Source organism: Oleidesulfovibrio sp., from assembly GCF_047973035.1.
Classification (GTDB): domain Bacteria; phylum Desulfobacterota; class Desulfovibrionia; order Desulfovibrionales; family Desulfovibrionaceae; genus Oleidesulfovibrio.
Genome location: NZ_JBKEBF010000043.1, coordinates 134,276 through 153,295 on the forward strand (window position 1 = coordinate 134,276; position 19,020 = coordinate 153,295).

Genomic DNA, 19,020 nt, shown 5'->3' on the forward strand with positions numbered 1-19,020 from the left:
GGCTTGAATCCTCCGGTATTACTCAGGTTAAACGCGGGCTCTGCCGACTTTGTCGGTAGCCATCTTGTCCACGGCGTCCGTGGCCTGCATTATTTTTTGATATGCCTCAAACTGCCGGTGTGCTTCGATCATATTGACCATTTCAGACACCACTTCGACGTTGGCAGCCTCGGTGAACCCCTGAAGCACCATGGGGTTTTCCACAGGAACTTCCTGCCCTCCTGCCCCTTCGCGCAGGCGGAACAGGTTGCTGCCTTGTTTTTCAAGAGTGATGGGATTGTCGATGTTGACCACCTGAATCTGGCCGACCAGCTCTCCGTTCGCGTAGATGGAGCCGTTTTCGGCAATGGTGATGTTGGAACGCGGGGGCAGCTGAATATCGCCGCCGGTTCCGATGACGGGCCACCCCTGCTGCGTTACCAGCTGTCCGTCGAAAGTCTGACGGAAGTTACCATTGCGTGTGTAGAATTCGCCTTCGGGGGTCCGGACTTTAAAAAAGCCTTCACCCTGAATGGCCACGTCCAAAGGAGCGCCGGTCAGCTTAAGGCCGCCCTGAGTAAAATCTGTTTTAGCCAGCGCAATACGCGGCTTTGCAATATGGATGGGCTCCGGAAACATTTTCTTGGAGCGCACATTGGGAATGGGTTCCATAACCTCATCATGCGCAAAAGAAAGAAAGGTATCTTTAAACGCCAGCACATCCCGCTTGTAGCCGGTGGTATTCACATTCGCCAAATTGTTGGCGATATTATTTAACCTGTGCTCGTTCGTAAGCGCCCCGAATAACGCGCTATACATACTGTCTTGCATGGCTGCCTCCTTGTTGCAGCACTGGTGCCGCAACGCCATGCGCTAACAGATGCAACATGCGGGCCATCATATTTTTGCCGGTTTAACAGCTCTGCTGCCGGATTTTTGGTTTGCAGCCATTGACAACCCCAGACAGGCGGCATATATGATATCGATTCTAATGTGCGGTTCCGTCATGGATGCTGCCTGTTATGCGGTCTACGCCGCACAGGCAGACCGGCCACTCGCCGGCGGGCATTGAATTCATCCTGTGGCCGCTAAAGCGGCTAAATACGGGGTGGCCGGCAAGGCCCCCTTTTTTTTTGCGACCAGACCGCACGGTACGATGTTATGACCGCCAATACTATTCACGAACAAATACTCGATATAATCACGCCCGTTATCCACTCCTTTGACCTTTCTCTGTGGGGAATGGAATTCATCCCCGGCGGCAAGGCTGTTCTGCGTATATATATTGATGGCCCCGAAGGGGTTACCATTGACCAGTGCGCCAGGGTTTCGCGCCATATCGGCCTTGCGCTGGAGGTAGAGGACGTCATAGCAGGCGCATACAACCTTGAGGTTTCTTCCCCGGGGCTTGAGCGGCCGCTTTTTTCAACAGAGCAGCTGGGCGCATATATTGGACAGAAAATCGAACTGGTGCTGCGCGCTCCTGCCGCACAGTTTCCGGGACGTAAAAAATTTATCGGCACAGTCGAATCGGTAGACAGCGACAGCTTTGTTCTGTCTGTGGACCCGCTCAAAGGCGGTCAGGAAGCAGAACAGGAAGAGCTTCGGGTCAACTGGAACGAAGTAAAAAAAGTAAAGACTGTCTACGATTTTGACCGTGACAAAGGCCAGAAGCGTTAGGCCGGGCCGAACAGATTGAGTCGGAGGAATTCCCCATGAGCATGGAGTTGAAAAAAGCCATTGACCAGATCAGCAAAGACCGCGGTCTTGACCGCTCGCTGCTGGTTGAAACGCTGGAAGAAGCGGTACGCACCTCCGTTACCCGCAAATACGGCGATGAACTGGACCTTGAGGTTAACTTCAATGAAGAAACCGGTGAAATTGAGGTTTATCAGTTCAAAATAGTAACGGAAGAAGTGGAAGACGAGATCACCCAGATCGCTCTGGAAGATGCCCGCGAACACGACCCCAGCGTTCAGCTTGACGACGAAATGGGGTTTCGGCTGAAAATCGAAGACCTCGGTCGCATTGCGGCCCAGTCCGCCAAGCAGGTTATCATCCAGCGCATGCGGGATGCCGAACAGGAAATCATCTTTGAAGAATTCAAAGACCGCCTGAGCGAAGTTGCCAGCGGTATCATCCAGCGCCGCGATAAAACCGGCTGGATCATCAACCTTGGCCGTACCGAGGCGCTGCTGCCCAAAGACGAGCAGATTCCCCGCGAACATTACAAACGCGGCGACCGTGTGCAGGCCATCATCATCGACGTGCGCAAAGAAGGCCGTGGCCCTCAGGTGATTGTTTCCCGCTCGCACCCTGATTACATGGCAGCACTGTTCAAGCGTGAAGTGCCTGAGGTGGATGACGAGACCGTACAGGTCATGGGCGTTGCCCGCGATCCCGGCAGCCGTGCAAAGGTTGCCGTGACCTCACGTGACCGTGACGTTGATCCCGTGGGTGCCTGTGTCGGTATCCGTGGTTCGCGTATCCAGAACATTGTTCAGGAACTGCGCGGCGAACGCATCGACATTGTTGTCTGGAGTCCGGACATCGCCACCTATGCACGTAATGCTCTGAGCCCTGCGGTGATCAGCCGTATCATCGTGGACGAAGAGGAAAACATGCTCGAAGTGGTCGTACCGGACGATCAGCTGACCAACGCCATCGGCAGAAAAGGCCAGAACGTAAAGCTGGCCTCGAAACTGCTGGGCTGGAAAATAGATATTTATACTGAAACCCGCTACAACGAAGCCAACGCCATCGGCCGCGGCCTCGACCAGCTGGCTAGCGTAGCCGAAGTTGCCATCGAGCAGTTTGTCAACGCAGGTTTCTCCTCCATCGAAGAACTGCGCGACGCATCCGATGAAGAACTGATGGCTGTAGAAGGCCTTACCCCCGAAAAGATCTCGGATCTGCGGGCCGCAATTAACTTCCTCGCACCTGCGCAGTCCGCTGCGGATGAAGACGATGAAGCAACTGAAGCGCCCGCTGACGGGGAAAACGCCGAATAGTCCGGTTGTCTGAATGACGGACGGACAAAAACATATTCCGATACGCACCTGCGTCATCTGCAGGAGACGATTTGCAAAGTCTGATCTCCTGCGCTACGTCAGCCCCCCGGGTGAGCCAATTGGCGACCCCGTGGCCGACGAAGCTCAGACCCAGCCGGGCAGAGGCTACTACGTTTGCAGTAGCGAACAATGCAGGCAACGGTTCCCGAAGTTCCGGGGCTGGCGGAGGAAGTGCAAGGGGGTTCACGCATGAGCGAAACGAAAATTAAAATTAAGGACTTGGCAACAGAGCTGAACAGCACTCCGAAAGAAGTGATGGCAGCCGCCAAGAAACTGGATATCCAGGCAAAAAGCAGTATGAGTACGTTGACCACCGAAGACGCACGCAAGGTGCGCAGCCAGATGAATGAAGAATCCGCCGATGCCAAGCGCAAAGACGGCTCTTCTGACGTGATCATTCGCCGCCGCCGTAAGGGAGGCGCACAGGCTGCCGCCAAGGAAGCCGATGCTCCCGCAAAGCAGGAAGCTGCAAAAACGGCAGAAAAGCCTGCACAGCAAGCTCAGGCCTCCAAGACCGATGAACCTCGCGCTGAAGCAAAAGCTCCCAAAGCGGAAAAAGCCGCCAAGGCTGCTCCGAGGGAAGAAGCTCCCAAGGCACGAATCATCCGTCCCGCTACTCCCGAGCAGGAAGCAGCCCCCGCAGCAGAGAAAGTTGCAGCTCCCGTTGAGTCCAAACAGGAGCAGCCCTCACCCGCTGCCGAAAAAACTGAAAAGGCTGAACCTGCAAAGGTAACTGCTGAAAAGTCCGCTGCCGAAGAAAAAGTGGAAGCCCCCAAGGCTGAAGCTCCTGCGGAAAAGCGCCGCTACGAAGTGAACATGGATGCCGAAAAGGCTCCTGCACAGCGTGCTGACACGGACGATGCAGATGCGGATGATACCGACGCTGACGGCAAAAAGAAGAAAAAGAAAAAGAAACGCGAAGATACTGCCGGTCCACAGGTTCGCATTATTTCACGCCCCGATCCTGCAGCTGTACAGGCCGCTCAGGCTCAGCCTGAACGCGGCGCTGATAGCCGCGGCGATCGCGGCCACCGCCCCGAAGGAGGCCGTCCCGGCGGTGGTCGTCCGGGTGGTTATCAGGGTGGCCCCGGCCGTCCCGGCGGTGGTCGTCCCGGCGGACCTCAAGGAGGTCCCGGTGGCGGTCGTCCCGGCGGCCCCCAAGGTGGTCCCGGTGGCGGTCGTCCTGCTGGCCCTGGTGCTGGTCGTCCCGCCGGTGGCTTTGATAAGCCCGCTGGCGGCGGTGGCGGTGGCGGCGACAATGCTGCCCCGTTTGGCGACGGACAGAGCAAGAAGAAACGCCAGAAAGGCCGTCGCACCGTCGAATTCGGCGAAAAAAGCGACCGCATGGGCGGCAAGAAAATGCGCGAAGAATCCGGCGGCAACTGGAACCGTGGCAAAAAGGGCAAACGCAGGCCCGAAACAAAGCCCGTTTCCACTCAGCCCCAGCGCGCAGCCAAGCGTAAAATCAAAGTGGACGAAGCAATCCGCGTATCCGATTTTGCGCACCAGATGGGCGTAAAGGCTCCTGAAATTATCAAAATCCTGATGTCGCTCGGCGTCATGGCTACTATCAACCAGTCGCTTGACCTTGATACCGCCACCGTTGTTGCCAGCGAGTTCGGATACGAAGTGGAAAAGGTAGGTTTCTCCGAAGACGAATTCCTGCTGCCCAAGGAAGCTGACACTGAAGAAAGTCTGCTTCCCCGTCCTCCTGTTGTCACCATCATGGGCCACGTTGACCACGGTAAGACGTCCTTGCTTGACGCCATCCGCAAGTCCAACGTGACCACCGGTGAAGCAGGCGGCATTACGCAGCACATCGGAGCCTACCACGTTGCCACCAAGCGCGGCGACATTGTGTTCCTTGACACACCCGGTCACGAAGCGTTTACCGCAATGCGTGCCCGCGGTGCTCAGGTAACCGACCTTGTTATTCTGGTTGTTGCCGCCGACGACGGCGTAATGGACCAGACCCGTGAAGCTATCAGCCACTCCAAGGCTGCTGGCGTACCCATTGTGGTTGCGGTGAACAAGATCGACAAGGAAGGCGCAAACAAGGACCGCGTAATGCGCGAACTTGCAGAGCTGAACCTTGTGCCCGAAGATTGGGGCGGCGACACCATCTTCTCTTATGTTTCGGCCAAGACCCGCGAAGGTCTGGACGAACTGCTTGAGATGATCGCTCTGCAAGCTGAAGTTATGGAACTGAAAGCCAACCCCAACAAGCCCGCACGCGGACGCATTGTGGAAGCAAAGCTGGACAAGGGTCGCGGTGCAGTCGGTTCCGTACTGATTCAGGAAGGAACCCTGAAAGCCGGTGACGCTTTTGTCTGCGGTGTTTTCAGCGGACGTGTACGTGCCATGTTTAACGATCAGGGCAAAAAAGCTAAAGAAGCAGGTCCTTCCATTCCTGTGGAAGTACAGGGCTTCGAAGGCGTGCCCGTGGCAGGTGAGGAATTCATCTGCGTTAAAGACGAAAAGCTGGCCCGCCGTATTGCGGAACAGCGCGCCATCAAGCAGCGCGAACGTGACCTTGCCCGCGAAAGCAAGGTTACACTGGAAACATTCCTTGCGCGCCGCAAGACTGATGCCGAAACCCAGACCCTTAACATCGTGCTTAAAGCCGACGTGCAGGGTTCTGTGGGCGCCATCACCGACGCACTGGCCAAAATGCAGACCGAGCAGGTCAAAGTGGAAATCATCCACAAGGGCGCAGGCGCTATCACCGAATCCGATATCCTGCTGGCATCCGCATCGGACGCCATCATCATCGGCTTCAACGTGCGTCCTACCGCCAAGGTGAAAGAAGTTGCCGAACAGGAAAAAGTGGATATCCGTTTCTACGACATCATTTACAAGCTGTCGGAAGAAATCAAATCCGCCATGGCCGGTCTGCTGGCACCTGTTGTCAAGGAACAGTACCTTGGTCAGGCAGAAGTGCGCGAAACCTTCAGCGTACCCAAAGTGGGCACGGTTGCAGGTTGCCACATTGCAGATGGCAAGATTATCCGCAACAGCAAGGTTCGCCTGCTGCGTGACGGCGTAGTTATCTACACCGGCCGCATCAACTCGCTTAAGCGCTTCAAGGACGACGTCAAAGAAGTCGCCAAGGGCTTTGAATGCGGTATGGGTCTTGAGAACTACAACGACATCAAGATCGGCGACATCATCGAAGCCTTCGAGGAAGTCGAAGAAGCCGCAACCCTTGATTAATAAAACTCCCTGCGGAGCGCTGGCTGATCAGCGCTCCGCAGGATTATACTAGGCAAGCCGGCACTTACTGCAGATAGTAAGGCGTAAGGTGTTGGCAGGCTGCCGGAATATACGCCATGGTTATTGGTGTTCTGACCGTTGAGTACACACTGCACGGCAACGATTCACTAAAAGGTAAGCGACGCGTTGCCTCCAGCCTGAAAGCTAAAGTTCGCGCCAAGTTCAACGTATCCATCGCTGAAATTGCCAATCAGGACTCGCTCACACGTCTTTCACTGGCAGTAGTGACCGTAAGCAACAGCGAAAGACACCTGCAAAGCAGACTGACAAAATGCCTGAGCATGATGGAAGCTGCTTGCCCGGAAGAAATGACCTATAGCGATATGGAATTTTTCGGCGCGGAGTAATGCGCCCAAAGGACTTGAACATGCTGGACAGCACCACAACCAGCCAGGTTATCAAACAGATTGTAGACATCCTGCGCAACGAGAACGATTTTCTCATTGCCAGCCACTACAATCCCGATGGTGACGCCATAGGTTCTATGGCAGGACTCTCGCACATCCTGCGCCGCATGGGAAAACAGGTGGTGTTGTATAACGAGTCAGGTGTGCCGGATCAGTTCAACTGGATCGACATGGGCGCGCAGCTTGTCACCTGCCTTGCAGATATTGACAGCTTTGCTCCCCAGCGCCTTATCGTGCTCGACTGTGGTGATGACCGCCGCCCCGGGCATGAAATCCGCTCACTTCTCAACTCCGTACCCAGCATCAATATCGACCATCACCTCGGCAATCCAGAATTTGCCACTGTGAACTGGGTATCACCCGGCTGCGCGGCTACCGGCGAAATGGTCGCCCTGATTGCCCGCGAACTTGGCGTGGATCTGACCGGTGCCACAGGCGAAGCCCTCTACCTTGCTCTTGTATCCGATACAGGATCCTTCAGTTTTGCCAATACGACAGCTCAGGTAATGGAGATAACAGCAGATATTTTGCGCTGCGGGCTTGATCTTGGTGATTTCGGTCCCAAGATGAACAACAACTGGAGCCTGAACCGCATGCAGCTGTGGGGCAAGCTGATGGGCACGGTGAAGGTGAGCCATCAGGGCCGCATAGCCATGCTCGGCATTCCTGATGCGGTGCTGGAAGACACCGGCACCACTATCGCAGATGCCGAAGGAATTATAAATTACATGCGCCGCATTCGTGGTGTGCAGGTGGCGGTCACCGTGCGCGAGTATGGTCTCGGTCGTGCAAAGGCCAGCTTGCGCTCTAACGGAAACGCAGATGTACAGCAGGTTGCAGCAGCTTTCGGCGGTGGTGGGCACCGCAACGCAGCCGGTGCCGAAGTCGACATGCCGCTGAAAAAAGCCATGCAGGAAATTCTTTTGTCCGTAGCCCGCAATCTTGGACTGGACGCAGAGGACGCTTAACTGTATGGCTGAGTCAACGCTTTCGCAGTTACATGGCGTGCTGGTGCTGAACAAACCTAAAGGGCCTACTTCCGCACATTGCATTGCCAAAGTAAAACGCCTGGGCCAGAAGAAGATAGGACATGCGGGAACGCTTGACCCGATGGCTCAGGGTGTGCTGCTGGTTCTGCTGGGCCAGAGCACCAAGCTTTCGGGCTATCTTATGGATGGCGGTGAAAAAGTGTACTCCGGCACCATAGAGCTGGGGCGCACCACCGACACATGGGATGACGAAGGCGAAACCGTTTCCACTGCCGACTGGTCAGGCGTCACGCTGAAAGATGTGGCAAACGCCATTTCGGAGTGGATCGGAACGTCGGAACAACAGGTTCCGTCATACTCTGCCGCAAAGCATAAGGGGCAGCCCTTGTACAAGCTTGCGCGCGAAGGTAAAGAAACGCCTGTAAAAATAAGGCGCATAGATATTTCGCAGGCGGAAATGCTCAATGCAGAGCTACCGCTTGTACGCTTCCGGGTAAGATGCAGTTCGGGCACCTATATACGATCCCTGGCCCACAGCTTGGGGACTCGTTTAGGGTGCGGCGCTGTGCTGACCGAACTGCTCCGGGAGTACAGCCATCCGTTCTCGCTGGACGAAGCACACGAACTGGACGACGTGCTTGCCGACCCTGCGGAGCTCGCCGGCCGAATCGTATCGCTGGAAAACGCCCTGCCTCACTGGCCGAAGCTGCGTCTTGACGCTGCAGCAGAGGCCGATGTGAAAAACGGCATTCCGCATCCGTACGATCCGGCAGAAATGGCCAACATGCCTTTTGATGAAGGTATCAAGGCCATACTGCTGACCATGGCAGGCGAACCGCTGGCGCTGGCAGAAACGCAGTACAAAAACGGTGCACCCGTCTGGGCGATTCTGCGGGGGCTGTGGAATACATAAACAGTTACTTGGAGGTAACTTGCTGTGGTAATGACTCCTGAACAGAAGAAGTCCATCATTGATGAGTACGGCCAGAGCGCCGGTGACACCGGTTCTCCCGAAGTGCAGGTAGCCCTGCTTACTGCACGTATTAAGTACCTGACTGAGCACTTTAAGTCTCACAAACAGGACTACCACTCCCGTACCGGCCTGCTCAAGCTGGTCGGACAGCGCCGTAACCTGCTGAAGTACCTTGCTAAAAAGGACGTTCAGCGTTACCGCACACTCATCCAGAAGCTGGGCCTCAGAAAGTAGGTTCACACGGGGAACCCCGAACGGGGTTCCCCTGCTTATTACACCAGGCGGTATAGCCGCCCAACGCAGTGAAAGGGGGGTCCGGGAAGAGCGCTCTGTTAACGGGCAAGGCCTTCTCCCCGGAATCCCCTTCACAAGAAAAGGATTCTAGAATTATGGAAAATCTTTTTGGCGCAAAGCGCCTCTCCGCCACTGTAGGCGGAAAAGAAATTATTATGGAAACAGGGCGTCTGGCCAATCAGGCTGACGGTTCTGTCTGGATTCAGTGCGGCGGTACCGTTGTGCTTTGCACCGTGTGCACGCAGGCTCTGGAGCGCGAAATAAGCTTCTTCCCGCTGGTTGTGGACTACTCTGAAAAGATGTACGCCGCAGGCCGTATTCCGGGCAGCTTCTTCCGCCGCGAAATCGGTCGCCCCAGCGAACGTGAAACTCTGGTTTCCCGCTTGATCGACCGTCCCCTGCGTCCTCTCTTCCCCAAGGGCTTCAAAAACGAAGTACAGGTTCTGGCAAACGTTATCTCTGCCGATCAGGAAAACGATTCCGACATTCTGGCACTCTGCGGTTCTTCCGCTGCTGTAATGCTGTCTTCCGTACCCTTTGAATCTCCTGTTGCCGGCGCACGCGTCTGCCGCATCAACGGTCAGTTTGTACTGAACCCCAGCATCAAGGAAGCAGAAGAAGCCGACCTGAACCTCGTTGTTGCCGCAACCCGCGAAGCGCTGGTCATGGTTGAAGGCGAAGCGAACTTTGTACCCGAAGACGTCATTGCTGAAGCTCTTGCATGGGCACACCGCGAAGTGCAGCCCATCATCGACATGCAGGAAAAGCTGCGTGAACTGGCCGGCAAGACCAAAATCGAGTTCGTTGCTCCTGCTGAAGACACCGAACTGAAAGAAAAGGTTATCGCCCTTGCTCAGGCCGACCTTGCTGCTGCACTGCAGGTAAAAGAAAAGCTGGCCCGTAAGGAAGCCAAGAAAGCAGTAAAAGACAAAGTGAAAGAAGCCCTGCTTCAGGACCCTGCTTTTGCTGAAGAAGCCGAACGCCTTGCTGCTGTCGGCGACATGCTGTCCGATCTTGAAAAGAAAATCGTGCGTCAGCGTATTCTGAAAGAAGGTCTGCGCATTGACGGCCGTGACACCAAAACTGTCCGTCCCATCATTATCGAAGCCGGTGCTCTGCCCCGCGCTCACGGTTCCGCCATCTTTGCACGCGGCGAAACCAAAAGCCTTGTGGTTGCAACTCTCGGCAGCACCACCGACGAACAGCGTATGGATTCGCTGACAGGTGACGTAACCAAGCGCTTCATGCTGCACTACAACTTCCCTCCTTACTCTGTAGGCGAAGTGAAGCCCGTGCGCGTATCGCGCCGCGAAATCGGCCACGGTGCACTGGCAGAACGCGCTCTGCGTCCTGTTCTGCCCAACCCCGACGACTTCCCCTTCACTCTGCGCGTTGTTTCCGAAACCATGGAATCCAACGGTTCTTCCTCCATGGCAGCAGTGTGCGGCGGCAGCCTGTCGCTGATGGACGCCGGTGTACCCGTATCCGCTCCTGTAGCAGGTATCGCCATGGGTCTTATCAAGGAAGAAGATGAGTTCATCGTTCTTACCGACATCCTTGGCGATGAAGATGCACTGGGCGATATGGACTTTAAGATTGCCGGCACCGCCGAAGGCGTCACCGCAGTTCAGATGGACATCAAGATTGACGGCCTGCCCGCGGAAGTAATGGCCCGTGCACTGGCTCAGGCCCGTGAAGCACGCATGCACATTCTGGGCGAAATGGCCAAAGTGCTGCCCGAGCCCCGCAAAGAGCTTTCCAGCTACGCGCCTCAGCTCAGCGTGGTTGAAGTCAACCCCGACATCATCCGCGTCATCATCGGCCCCGGCGGCAAAAACATTAAAGCAATCACCGGCGCTACCGGTGCTTCCATCGACATCGAAGACAGCGGCAAGATTTCCATCTTTGCCCCCACTAAAGAGTCCATGGAAATGGCCCGCGAAATGATCATGTACTACGACCAGCGTCCTGATCTGGGCAAAAACTACACCGCCAAGGTTCGCAAGGTTATGGAAATCGGCGCTATTGTCGAAATTCTGCCCAACTGCGAAGCACTGGTGCACATTTCGCAGCTTGATACTGCCCGCGTTGAAAAGACTGAAGACGTTGTCCAGCTTGGTCAGGACATGGAAGTCAAAGTCATTGAAATCAACGATGGTCGTGTACGCGCTTCCCGCAAGGCCGTGCTGCTTGAAGCACAGGGCGTTGAATGGGACCCCGCGGACACTGCACGTCCTCCCCGTCGTCCCCGCGATGACCGTGGGGGTCGTGACGACCGTGGCGGACGCCGCGATGATCGCGGTGGCCGTGGCGGCCGTGGCGGCGATCGTCGCTAGTCTGCAAGACTGCTTAAAAATCAAAGCGCGGAGTTATTGCTCCGCGCTTTTTTTATATGCAAAATAATAGCGTCATGCCTCATGTTCTAACGTTCATCGCACGCTGAAAGAACCCGATTGTGGATTGTTGGCATTGACACTTAGGGGCTTTTGCATAATACAAACAAGCTCTGCATAACAAATATGCTTCTCCGAAAGGCGCAGGGAGATGCGCTGACATGCCATCTGCGGGGGGGACCCGTAGGCCGCCGGCGAATGCCAGCCTTGCGAGGATTGGAGATGACTAAACACACTCAGGAACAGGATGCAGTCCGACAGGCCCTTGCACCGTTGCAGGCGGCCCACGAAAAAGCCATGCTGCGCCTGCATCGGGAACACGAGCGTGCGGCAAAACGCCGCCAACGCGTAGAGCAACGGCTTGATGACAAGTTTAACACATTGAAACAGCGTCTGGCCTCACATCCTGACCCTGGCGCACTGCCTGTAAACACAGGGAACGTTCGCTCCCGGGGGGTTCTGGGGGCACTACGCAGCATGCTTTTGTAATGAAAGCAGCAAGAAGGCCGCTTCAGATGATGAAGCGGCCTTTTACAATACTAAGACTTTTTACGCAGCACGCGCCTGTCACCCACACGCATGGTTACGCGCTCTCTGTCAAAATATTCCAGCAACGGGATAACGTACTTACGCGAAAGGCCCGTCAGATCTCTGAACTCATTTGGCCCAATATCTTCGTTAGCGGCAAACCAACCTTCCAGCTGCCTTTGCAGATCTGCGATGGCCTGTGCGTCATAAAACATGTTCTCCTTCACCCGCACCAGCACGCCGTCATTCTGCAACAGCTTAAACACTGCAGCGGCTTCCTTGAATGTAAGCCCCAACGGGTCCAGCACATCCTGCAAATTCGGCGGGGCTGTACCGCCTTTGCGGTAGGCCTGCGCCAGAGTATTACGCAGCCCTTCCTGATCTGCGGCAAGCGAAACAGCATGATCCGGCAACCTGACTAAATCCTGCTCTGAAACAAGTTTGCCGGTACGGATAAGGCGCTCGGTAATAAAATGCACCAGCTTCGGGTGCAGGCCGCGCCCCCAGCCGGAAGCCAGCTCTCCGCGTACCAGCCCCTGCTTCAAAGGTTCCTTGCGGTGGTATGCACCTAAAAACTCCACGCAGGAGCCGGAAAGTTTTTCAACGGTATCGCCGTCAACATAGCGCTTTTCTTCTTTATCAAAGACAAATGCCTGCTGCGAACTCCCCAGCTTTACCAATGATTTTTCAAGCCGCTTCGACTCCATATCAGTCAATACGCAAAGCTGACTGAACGTGCACCCCGCATCACCTGCCAAAGCCAGATGGATCGAAATGCGGCGGTCACTTTCAGCATCGGCAAGCTCTTCCAGCAGTGTCATTTTATCTGCAAAGCGGGAATCTTTTCTCCGCAGGATATCGCTAACCGGACTAAGCACCATGCCGCCAGCCACAGTCCTCAAAGGAGAAAAAGAGCGCACCACGCATCTGTCACCGAACACTCCCGCCAGCGGGGTTGTAAAACGAACCTGACAGACACATGTTTCGCCCGGCATCAGTTTGTCGCGGTCGGGAAAATATAAACGGGCAAGGGTCTCGCGCGAACCGTGGTGAAAATGAACTTCTGTTCTATTTTTAAGCGGGGTAGGTGCGGAGGAAAGGCATGTCATGCGCACATCCCACACCGGAGAAGGATGCAAGGTATCGGGCAGTGCCAGCACTTCGCCGCGCTGGATGTCTTCCACATCAAGGCCCGCCAGATTAACAGCCGTACGCCTTCCCGCAGGGGCTGTTTCAACTGTGGCCCCGTGACTTTGCAGGCCTCGCACCTTTGTACGCAGACCGGAGGGAACAAGTTCAACTTCGTCACCCAGTGATACCGAACCGGAAATCATGGTTCCGGTGACAACGGTACCGTGTCCGCGCATAGTGAACACTCTGTCCACAGGCAGACGGAAAATGTCAGAACGCCGCTCAGGCCGCAGTTCCTGTTCCGTTTTCGCCAGATACGCACGCAGTTCCGTCAGGCCTTGGCCGCCCGTTGCGGAAACGGGGAATACTGGTGCACTTTCAAGAAAACTGCCCTCAAGAAATTCCGCAACATCGTCCTGCACCAGCGCCAGCCATTCTTCATCGACCATGTCTGTCTTGGTCAGCGCCACAAGGCCGGTACGGATGCCAAGCAAAGAGCAAATTTCCAGATGCTCACGGGTCTGCGGCATAACGCCTTCGTCAGCGGCAATGACCAGCATTACAAAATCAATACCTGAGGCACCGGAAACCATGTTTTTTACAAATTTTTCGTGCCCCGGCACATCAACTATGCTCAGGCGCTTGCCCTCAGGCAAATCAAGAAACGCAAAACCTAACTCAATGGTTATTCCACGGCGTTTTTCTTCGCCCAGCCTGTCACAGTCAATGCCTGTAAGAGCTTTGACCAGTGTTGTTTTTCCGTGGTCGATATGTCCCGCTGTTCCCATGACTACCGGCATGCGTTCCTCCTGCTATGCGTCCGTGCCGCTTAGTGAAACGGCCAGTACGGTTGTATGAGAAAACGGGCCGTGTCACAACCGCAAGATATCCTGTAATATCATAGTCACGCTATTATCTGCTGAATATCCTGTTAAAACAGGAAACAGCCATGCATAAACAGCCAGAGCAACCCCGACCGATATACAATGCTGTCCGCAACTTATCAGTAATATTGCTCTTTGTACTTATTTTGGGAGTAAGTCAGGCTCCCCATACGGCGTATGCGGGAGGGACTCTGGCTTTTGCACGAGCCAATGATGCAAACACGCTGGACCCCGGGCGTTCGCCCGACCTTGAGTCGTCAAAAATACTCAGTAACGTCTATGAAGGGCTGGTTGCCGTTTCAGCAAACGGCTCCACCATCATTCCCGCACTGGCAAAATCGTGGGAAACGTCAGCAGATAAAACGGAATGGGTCTTTCATCTACGCAATGACGTAACCTTTCATGATGGCACACCGTTTACAGCCGATGCAGTGGTGTTTTCATTCATGCGCCAGCTGGACAGTCAGTTGCCGTACTTTGCCGGAGACTCCGCCATATCGCGCTTCACTTTCAGACACATTGAAGATGTAAAGGCAGTAGGCCCTTATACAGTGCTTATCAGGCTTGATGTTCCTTTTGCGCCCTTCCTGCACAATATGTCGATGTCATCGGCCTCTGTCATCAGCCCTAACGGTTTCAGTAAAGGTATCGATGCAGACATTTTAGCCGGTACCGGACCATATCGTGCTGCTTCATGGGAAAAAGGGAAACACATCGTGCTTAGCGCTCATCCTCACTATTGGAATGGAGCGCCGGAGCTGGCTACCGTAGTGATCAAAGTAATTCCGGAAGCTTCGGACAGGCTGACAGCCCTGAAAGTAGGTTTCATTGATGCTTTTGACGGGGTAACTGCAGACATCGCCCGTCAGGCGGCAAAAAATGATAATCTGACCATAACCAGCCGCACCGGACTTCGCATCGCCTACCTTGCCATGAACACACAAAAAAAGCCCTTCACTGACGTACGGGTGCGCAAAGCCGTTAATATGGTTGTTAACAAGGAGCCATTACAGCGTATCATCTATGGTAACACAGCAGTTGCAGCATACAACGTCATACCGGACACGGTTTGGAGCTATGATGAAACCATACAACCTTACCCGTATGATCCGGCGAAAGCCAGACAGCTCTTGGCTGAAGCAGGTTATCAGGAAGGCTTCACCGCAACACTCTATTTCTGCCCCTGCTCATTCTATCCTTCGGGCTTAGAAACCATCTTGAAATCAGAGCTTGCAGCCATTAACGTCACACTGAACATCCGCTATGCGGAATGTAAAGAACATCTGCGGGCCACAAGTAACGGCGAGCATGACATGTGCATCATCAGCTGGGGTGGCTATAACAGCGGTCCCGACAATTTTTTCTACCCCTTGTTCCATCCCGAAAGCGCTCAGAAACAGGATGCTCAGAACAGGGCATTTTATACCAACCTTGAAGTACGCGATCTGATAGAAAAAGCATTGCAGGAAACCGGACAGGAAGAACGGAAGAAAATCTACTGGAAAATTCAGCACATCATCAGGGATGACGCTCCGTGGGTTCCGCTGGTATACAACCGTGAGATGCTGGTGCATTCCAACAACGTTACCGGCCTGCTGCTAGATGCGACAGGAGTGGCTCGTTTTCACAAGGCGCATGTGAATCATTGAGTTGCAATAGATTCTGCGAAAACAACGGCCCCCTTACTTTTCAAGGGCTTCATCAATACGGGGTAGACACATGGAAACGTTTCAGGTTCGGACTCATGAACGGGAAGAGCTGGTAGATATTACAAACGCTGTCAGACAACTGGCGAACCAAAACGGCTGGTCCGATGGCGCACTGCTGCTTTACTGCCCGCACACCACAGGGGCAATTACCATTAATGAAGGAGCCGACCCCGACGTAGTGCGAGATATAACAGTAAACATGAACAAACTGGTTCCGCAACGCGGCGACTACCGTCATGCAGAGGGCAATTCAGACGCGCATATCAAGTCCAGCATGTTCGGCTGCGACCAGCTGGTCATCGTCGAGGGCGGTACCATCCAGCTTGGAACGTGGCAGAAAATTTATTTCTGTGAATTTGACGGACCGAGAATCCGCACGGTGTGGGTTAAATTTCTGCGTTCAGAATGAGTCTGCGCACTTCTAGCTAGTCATCAGGTTGCCTTAACTGTATTAAAAATGCTCCGGAACCTTTGCTCCGGAGCATTTTATTATCAATTGAATCTACCAGCTGATAAAGCGTATATTAGCCAACCCACCAATAAGAAGGTAGACTCCAGCCACCACAATGGCCAGACCGAATATATAGCTGATAGTCAGCCGTACCACAGACACGTCTTCCGCCAGTCTGTCCTGTAATAATCCGGCGTTTTTCAGCCTTGCAATCCAGCGGGGCCACTTTTCTGATGCCGAAGCATATTCTGAGTCACCGCAAAACATGGCACGGTCCATTGGGAAGCTCTCGCGCCGCATGTGCACAATCGCAAAGTGTATGACAAACACATGCAACATTGCCAGACATGCTTCTATCCGGTGCAACCATAGCGCAATGTTCAACGACCATCCCTTCAGATACGTTGCCGTTGTCTGCGGGGAATACAGCAACAGGCCGGTAACGCCTAGCACCACCATCCCCCAGAACACTGCCCAGTAGTCAAACTTTTCCCAATACCCCCAGCGCTCAAATCGGGGAGGATCCCCCCCGAGCATCCAGCGCACGTGCTGGCCGAACTCACGCACGTCGCTTCGACGGGGAATAAGGGAGTCATGTTTATCTATGCGCACCGCCGCAACAATGTACAAAGCATAACAAATGTGTCCTGCAAACAGCAGTAGCATGAGCACACCGACAGTTTTGTGAACCTCTAGTGCTCCGGCGTAGCCACCAAATACAGAAGTCAGCCGAGTTCCCCAGACAGATTCAATGTACATTCTTGACAAACCACTTGCAGCCTGAAGCATAAATGTCAGCATCAGCAGCACGTGAAACGCTTTCTGTACCGGAGAGAACCTTCGTATTCGCATTATTCTCCCCCTTTTCTGGAGGTGCAGACGAGGTCGCGCATAACCCACAAGGCGGCATGAGGCAAAGCAAGAGCAAAAGCTAACGCCGCCACAGCTACCATTATCCAAGTAGCCCAGTAAAATACCGGATAACTTTCTGCGGTAGAGGCAACCAACGGCATCGGTTCATGTACCAGATACATGGCAAACGAAGCGGTTGCTCCCTCATGACACTTTGCACAGACATACCCATGCCTGCGGATCGGATTCATCGGGGAAAAGTAATAATTAATCCCCGAAATAACGCCGCTGCCATGACATTGTGTACAGGAAACACCTGCCCTTGTGGCATGCCTGTTATTCTGCGCCTGCTCTGTGTGACAACTTTCGCATCGCCTGTAGGCAAAAGCGGGAACAAAAGTGTGCGCGTCCGCCTGATAGCTGGCTGCCCCTCCTCTTGTGGTTTCCAAACTGCCGACAGGCTTGTTCCATTGCCGAAAGGGGCTTCCCCGAACCGGAATCACCTCATATTGCTGATAGTTGCCAGCGCTTACCTCATGTCCTGTATATCCGCTGAAGCCCGCATGGCCCTGCTGCGCAAAGCAGGGCAACGCACAAAGCACAATTGCAGCTTTCAGCATGATAATGGATAAAAAACGACTCATGCCTGCCCCCTACTTGTAGGTATTTACAGGCTCCATCACAGTACCTCTGGGTTTAGGCATAGCCGCCAATGCTTCAAACCGCTTTTGCAGCTCATTCAGGTCATCATTCTTATGCTGATGACAAGTCTGGCACGAGTTAGGAATATCAGGATTATTAAGCGTTTCAGAAGGCAGCAGCGGTTTAAATACATGGCTGTGAATATCACCGGACTCTGCGCTTTTCGCGATGCGCGGCATATGACAGCCGACACAGTTGGCAAACGAATGAATAGAATGCGCCATGTTACTGTTCTGCTGTTTATGACAAGTCAGACATGAGGCAGACCCGGGAGCTTTGGTCTGGAAACGCGTTGCAGGCATCCCGAGGTCGTGGACTGAATGGCAGGAAGTACAGGTGACACCTTCTCTACGATGCTCAGACTTCAGCCAGTCAATATACTGTTGGTGATGACCCTTGGAAAACTCATTGGGGTACATATGCGCCTTATCACCGGCGGCATATGAAGTGGATTCGTAATAAGGCTCGAGGGCTTTGCCGGGCGTATAGCCTACAGGCCATCCGGCGCCATCCGCCATGGTGGACTTGCCTCTGTTATGACAACTGCCGCAAACCTGAACGGACGTGCCTCTGGGCATCTTGGCAGGGTTCAAAATAGTATTGCGTTTTTCAAAAAGTGCTGTTTTAGGCAGTGCTACGTGCCATGATCCTGCGCCATGACAACCTTCACAGCCGACACCCGGTTCCGTAAAACTACTAGCAGACATGTTTTCCATATCCAGCTTGGTACCGGTGGTATGGCAACCGCCACACTTCAACAGCCAAGGACGCTTATCCCAGTCATGTTCATGATAATTAACCCAGCGCCCGGTCTCGGTATTAAACTGGATAGGTGAGATATATAAGATACCGTCCTTTTCAACTATATATCGCTGCTTCCACTCATTACCGATCGTAAAACGGATTTCTTCCTTTGTCGGAATATAAATTTCACTCACCGGAAGCTTCAGCTTTCCTTTTTCTTCAAGGATCTTGAAATCGGCAAGAATCGCATCCCTGTCTATAGCCACGATGAACGCATCCTCATTCACTCGTACATCCTGTGCCATGCGGCTATGGTTTGTAACCATCCATGAGTCATAGTGTTCTAAATGGCACTGTTTACAGGAATCTGAACCGACAAATTCTTTAGGCTGAGATTTTAGCTTTACAATATCCACAACATTTTCTTGCGACGTACACCCTGTAAATGTCAGAATGCTAAACACGCTCACAACTATCACTGCTGCTGACTTTTTCATCACCACTCCATATTGGTAAAGTAAAATAATACACCTGCAGTATAAAATTTTTCAGCAGCATCATTATTGAGCAATTATATTATTTCTGCATACCAGTATGAGTTACTACAATGAAAATATAAAAACATCTAACGTAACAATTC

General features: G+C 53.7%; 17 protein-coding genes. 12 read left to right on the forward strand and 5 right to left on the reverse strand.

Features of this window, described 5'->3' with window-relative positions; all coding sequences use genetic code 11:
• Positions 1–27 precede the first annotated feature (27 nt).
• A complete protein-coding gene (flgF, locus tag ACK5LI_RS15740; protein WP_416951111.1) occupies positions 28–810 on the reverse strand; it encodes a flagellar basal-body rod protein FlgF in 783 nt (260 codons plus the stop codon).
• Positions 811–1,140: 330 nt separating this feature from the next.
• On the opposite strand from flgF, the gene rimP reads away from it, so the two are divergent.
• The 10 genes from rimP (at position 1,141) to ACK5LI_RS15790 (ending at position 11,868) form a co-directional block, all read left to right on the forward strand.
• Positions 1,141–1,659, forward strand: coding sequence for a ribosome maturation factor RimP (rimP, locus tag ACK5LI_RS15745; RefSeq protein WP_416951113.1), 519 nt, complete (start codon positions 1,141–1,143; stop codon positions 1,657–1,659).
• A gap of 35 nt (positions 1,660–1,694) precedes the next feature.
• Positions 1,695–2,990, forward strand: coding sequence for a transcription termination factor NusA (gene nusA, locus ACK5LI_RS15750; protein WP_416951115.1), 1,296 nt, complete (start codon positions 1,695–1,697; stop codon positions 2,988–2,990).
• 13 nt (positions 2,991–3,003) lie between these two features.
• Positions 3,004–3,243 carry a YlxR family protein gene (locus ACK5LI_RS15755; protein ID WP_416951117.1) on the forward strand — a complete coding sequence of 80 codons (240 nt, stop codon included), beginning with the start codon at positions 3,004–3,006 and terminating at the stop codon, positions 3,241–3,243.
• On the forward strand, positions 3,240–6,263 hold the full coding sequence (gene infB / locus ACK5LI_RS15760) for a translation initiation factor IF-2 (RefSeq protein WP_416951119.1): 3,024 nt from the start codon (positions 3,240–3,242) through the stop codon (positions 6,261–6,263). Before ACK5LI_RS15755 ends, infB begins: the two co-directional genes overlap by 4 nt.
• 116 nt (positions 6,264–6,379) lie before the next feature.
• Positions 6,380–6,670 carry a DUF503 domain-containing protein gene (locus ACK5LI_RS15765; RefSeq protein ID WP_416951121.1) on the forward strand — a complete coding sequence of 97 codons (291 nt, stop codon included), beginning with the start codon at positions 6,380–6,382 and terminating at the stop codon, positions 6,668–6,670.
• A gap of 20 nt (positions 6,671–6,690) precedes the next feature.
• Complete coding sequence (locus ACK5LI_RS15770; protein ID WP_416951122.1) at positions 6,691–7,698, forward strand: DHH family phosphoesterase; 1,008 nt, start codon at positions 6,691–6,693, stop codon at positions 7,696–7,698.
• 4 nt (positions 7,699–7,702) lie between these two features.
• Entirely contained in the window at positions 7,703–8,632 is a 930-nt protein-coding gene (truB, locus tag ACK5LI_RS15775) for a tRNA pseudouridine(55) synthase TruB (RefSeq protein WP_416951124.1), read from the forward strand.
• A 24-nt stretch (positions 8,633–8,656) separates the two neighbouring features.
• Positions 8,657–8,926 (forward strand): 30S ribosomal protein S15, encoded by a 270-nt coding sequence (rpsO, locus tag ACK5LI_RS15780; protein ID WP_416951126.1) that lies wholly within the window; start codon positions 8,657–8,659, stop codon positions 8,924–8,926.
• A gap of 155 nt (positions 8,927–9,081) precedes the next feature.
• Entirely contained in the window at positions 9,082–11,322 is a 2,241-nt protein-coding gene (gene pnp, locus ACK5LI_RS15785; RefSeq protein WP_416951128.1) for a polyribonucleotide nucleotidyltransferase, read from the forward strand.
• A gap of 279 nt (positions 11,323–11,601) precedes the next feature.
• Positions 11,602–11,868: a hypothetical protein gene (locus ACK5LI_RS15790; RefSeq protein ID WP_416951130.1), complete on the forward strand. Its 267-nt coding sequence runs from the start codon at positions 11,602–11,604 to the stop codon at positions 11,866–11,868.
• Positions 11,869–11,918: 50 nt separating this feature from the next.
• Here ACK5LI_RS15790 and selB read toward each other — a convergent pair whose 3' ends face one another.
• Positions 11,919–13,838 carry a selenocysteine-specific translation elongation factor gene (gene selB, locus ACK5LI_RS15795; protein ID WP_416951132.1) on the reverse strand — a complete coding sequence of 640 codons (1,920 nt, stop codon included), beginning with the start codon at positions 13,836–13,838 and terminating at the stop codon, positions 11,919–11,921.
• A 149-nt stretch (positions 13,839–13,987) separates the two neighbouring features.
• Between selB and ACK5LI_RS15800 the strand changes: the two genes are divergently transcribed.
• Both ACK5LI_RS15800 and ACK5LI_RS15805 read left to right on the forward strand, forming a co-directional pair.
• Entirely contained in the window at positions 13,988–15,571 is a 1,584-nt protein-coding gene (locus tag ACK5LI_RS15800) for an ABC transporter substrate-binding protein (RefSeq protein ID WP_416951134.1), read from the forward strand.
• 70 nt (positions 15,572–15,641) lie between these two features.
• Positions 15,642–16,040 (forward strand): secondary thiamine-phosphate synthase enzyme YjbQ, encoded by a 399-nt coding sequence (locus tag ACK5LI_RS15805; RefSeq protein ID WP_416951136.1) that lies wholly within the window; start codon positions 15,642–15,644, stop codon positions 16,038–16,040.
• Positions 16,041–16,133: 93 nt separating this feature from the next.
• Here ACK5LI_RS15805 and ACK5LI_RS15810 read toward each other — a convergent pair whose 3' ends face one another.
• The 3 genes from ACK5LI_RS15810 to ACK5LI_RS15820 are packed head-to-tail and all read right to left on the reverse strand — an operon-like array spanning position 16,134 to position 18,877.
• Entirely contained in the window at positions 16,134–16,934 is an 801-nt protein-coding gene (locus ACK5LI_RS15810) for a formate dehydrogenase subunit gamma (protein ID WP_416951138.1), read from the reverse strand.
• On the reverse strand, positions 16,934–17,578 hold the full coding sequence (locus ACK5LI_RS15815) for a multiheme c-type cytochrome (protein ID WP_416951140.1): 645 nt from the start codon (positions 17,576–17,578) through the stop codon (positions 16,934–16,936). The genes ACK5LI_RS15810 and ACK5LI_RS15815 overlap by 1 nt, the downstream gene beginning before the upstream one ends.
• Before the next feature lie 9 nt (positions 17,579–17,587).
• A complete protein-coding gene (locus ACK5LI_RS15820) occupies positions 17,588–18,877 on the reverse strand; it encodes an ammonia-forming cytochrome c nitrite reductase subunit c552 (RefSeq protein WP_416951142.1) in 1,290 nt (429 codons plus the stop codon).
• Between the last annotated feature and the right edge of the window lie 143 nt (positions 18,878–19,020).

Coding starts and splice junctions, on each gene's coding strand:
- ACK5LI_RS15810 (WP_416951138.1), bottom strand. CDS start 16,934: ATGCGAATACGAAGGTTCTCTCCGGTACAGAAAGCGTTTCACGTGCTG.
- truB (WP_416951124.1), top strand. CDS start 7,703: ATGGCTGAGTCAACGCTTTCGCAGTTACATGGCGTGCTGGTGCTGAAC.
- ACK5LI_RS15815 (WP_416951140.1), bottom strand. CDS start 17,578: ATGAGTCGTTTTTTATCCATTATCATGCTGAAAGCTGCAATTGTGCTT.
- ACK5LI_RS15755 (WP_416951117.1), top strand. CDS start 3,004: ATGACGGACGGACAAAAACATATTCCGATACGCACCTGCGTCATCTGC.
- ACK5LI_RS15805 (WP_416951136.1), top strand. CDS start 15,642: ATGGAAACGTTTCAGGTTCGGACTCATGAACGGGAAGAGCTGGTAGAT.
- rimP (WP_416951113.1), top strand. CDS start 1,141: ATGACCGCCAATACTATTCACGAACAAATACTCGATATAATCACGCCC.
- flgF (WP_416951111.1), bottom strand. CDS start 810: ATGCAAGACAGTATGTATAGCGCGTTATTCGGGGCGCTTACGAACGAG.
- selB (WP_416951132.1), bottom strand. CDS start 13,838: ATGCCGGTAGTCATGGGAACAGCGGGACATATCGACCACGGAAAAACA.
- ACK5LI_RS15770 (WP_416951122.1), top strand. CDS start 6,691: ATGCTGGACAGCACCACAACCAGCCAGGTTATCAAACAGATTGTAGAC.
- ACK5LI_RS15800 (WP_416951134.1), top strand. CDS start 13,988: ATGCATAAACAGCCAGAGCAACCCCGACCGATATACAATGCTGTCCGC.
- pnp (WP_416951128.1), top strand. CDS start 9,082: ATGGAAAATCTTTTTGGCGCAAAGCGCCTCTCCGCCACTGTAGGCGGA.
- nusA (WP_416951115.1), top strand. CDS start 1,695: ATGAGCATGGAGTTGAAAAAAGCCATTGACCAGATCAGCAAAGACCGC.
- ACK5LI_RS15820 (WP_416951142.1), bottom strand. CDS start 18,877: ATGAAAAAGTCAGCAGCAGTGATAGTTGTGAGCGTGTTTAGCATTCTG.
- ACK5LI_RS15765 (WP_416951121.1), top strand. CDS start 6,380: ATGGTTATTGGTGTTCTGACCGTTGAGTACACACTGCACGGCAACGAT.
- ACK5LI_RS15790 (WP_416951130.1), top strand. CDS start 11,602: ATGACTAAACACACTCAGGAACAGGATGCAGTCCGACAGGCCCTTGCA.
- infB (WP_416951119.1), top strand. CDS start 3,240: ATGAGCGAAACGAAAATTAAAATTAAGGACTTGGCAACAGAGCTGAAC.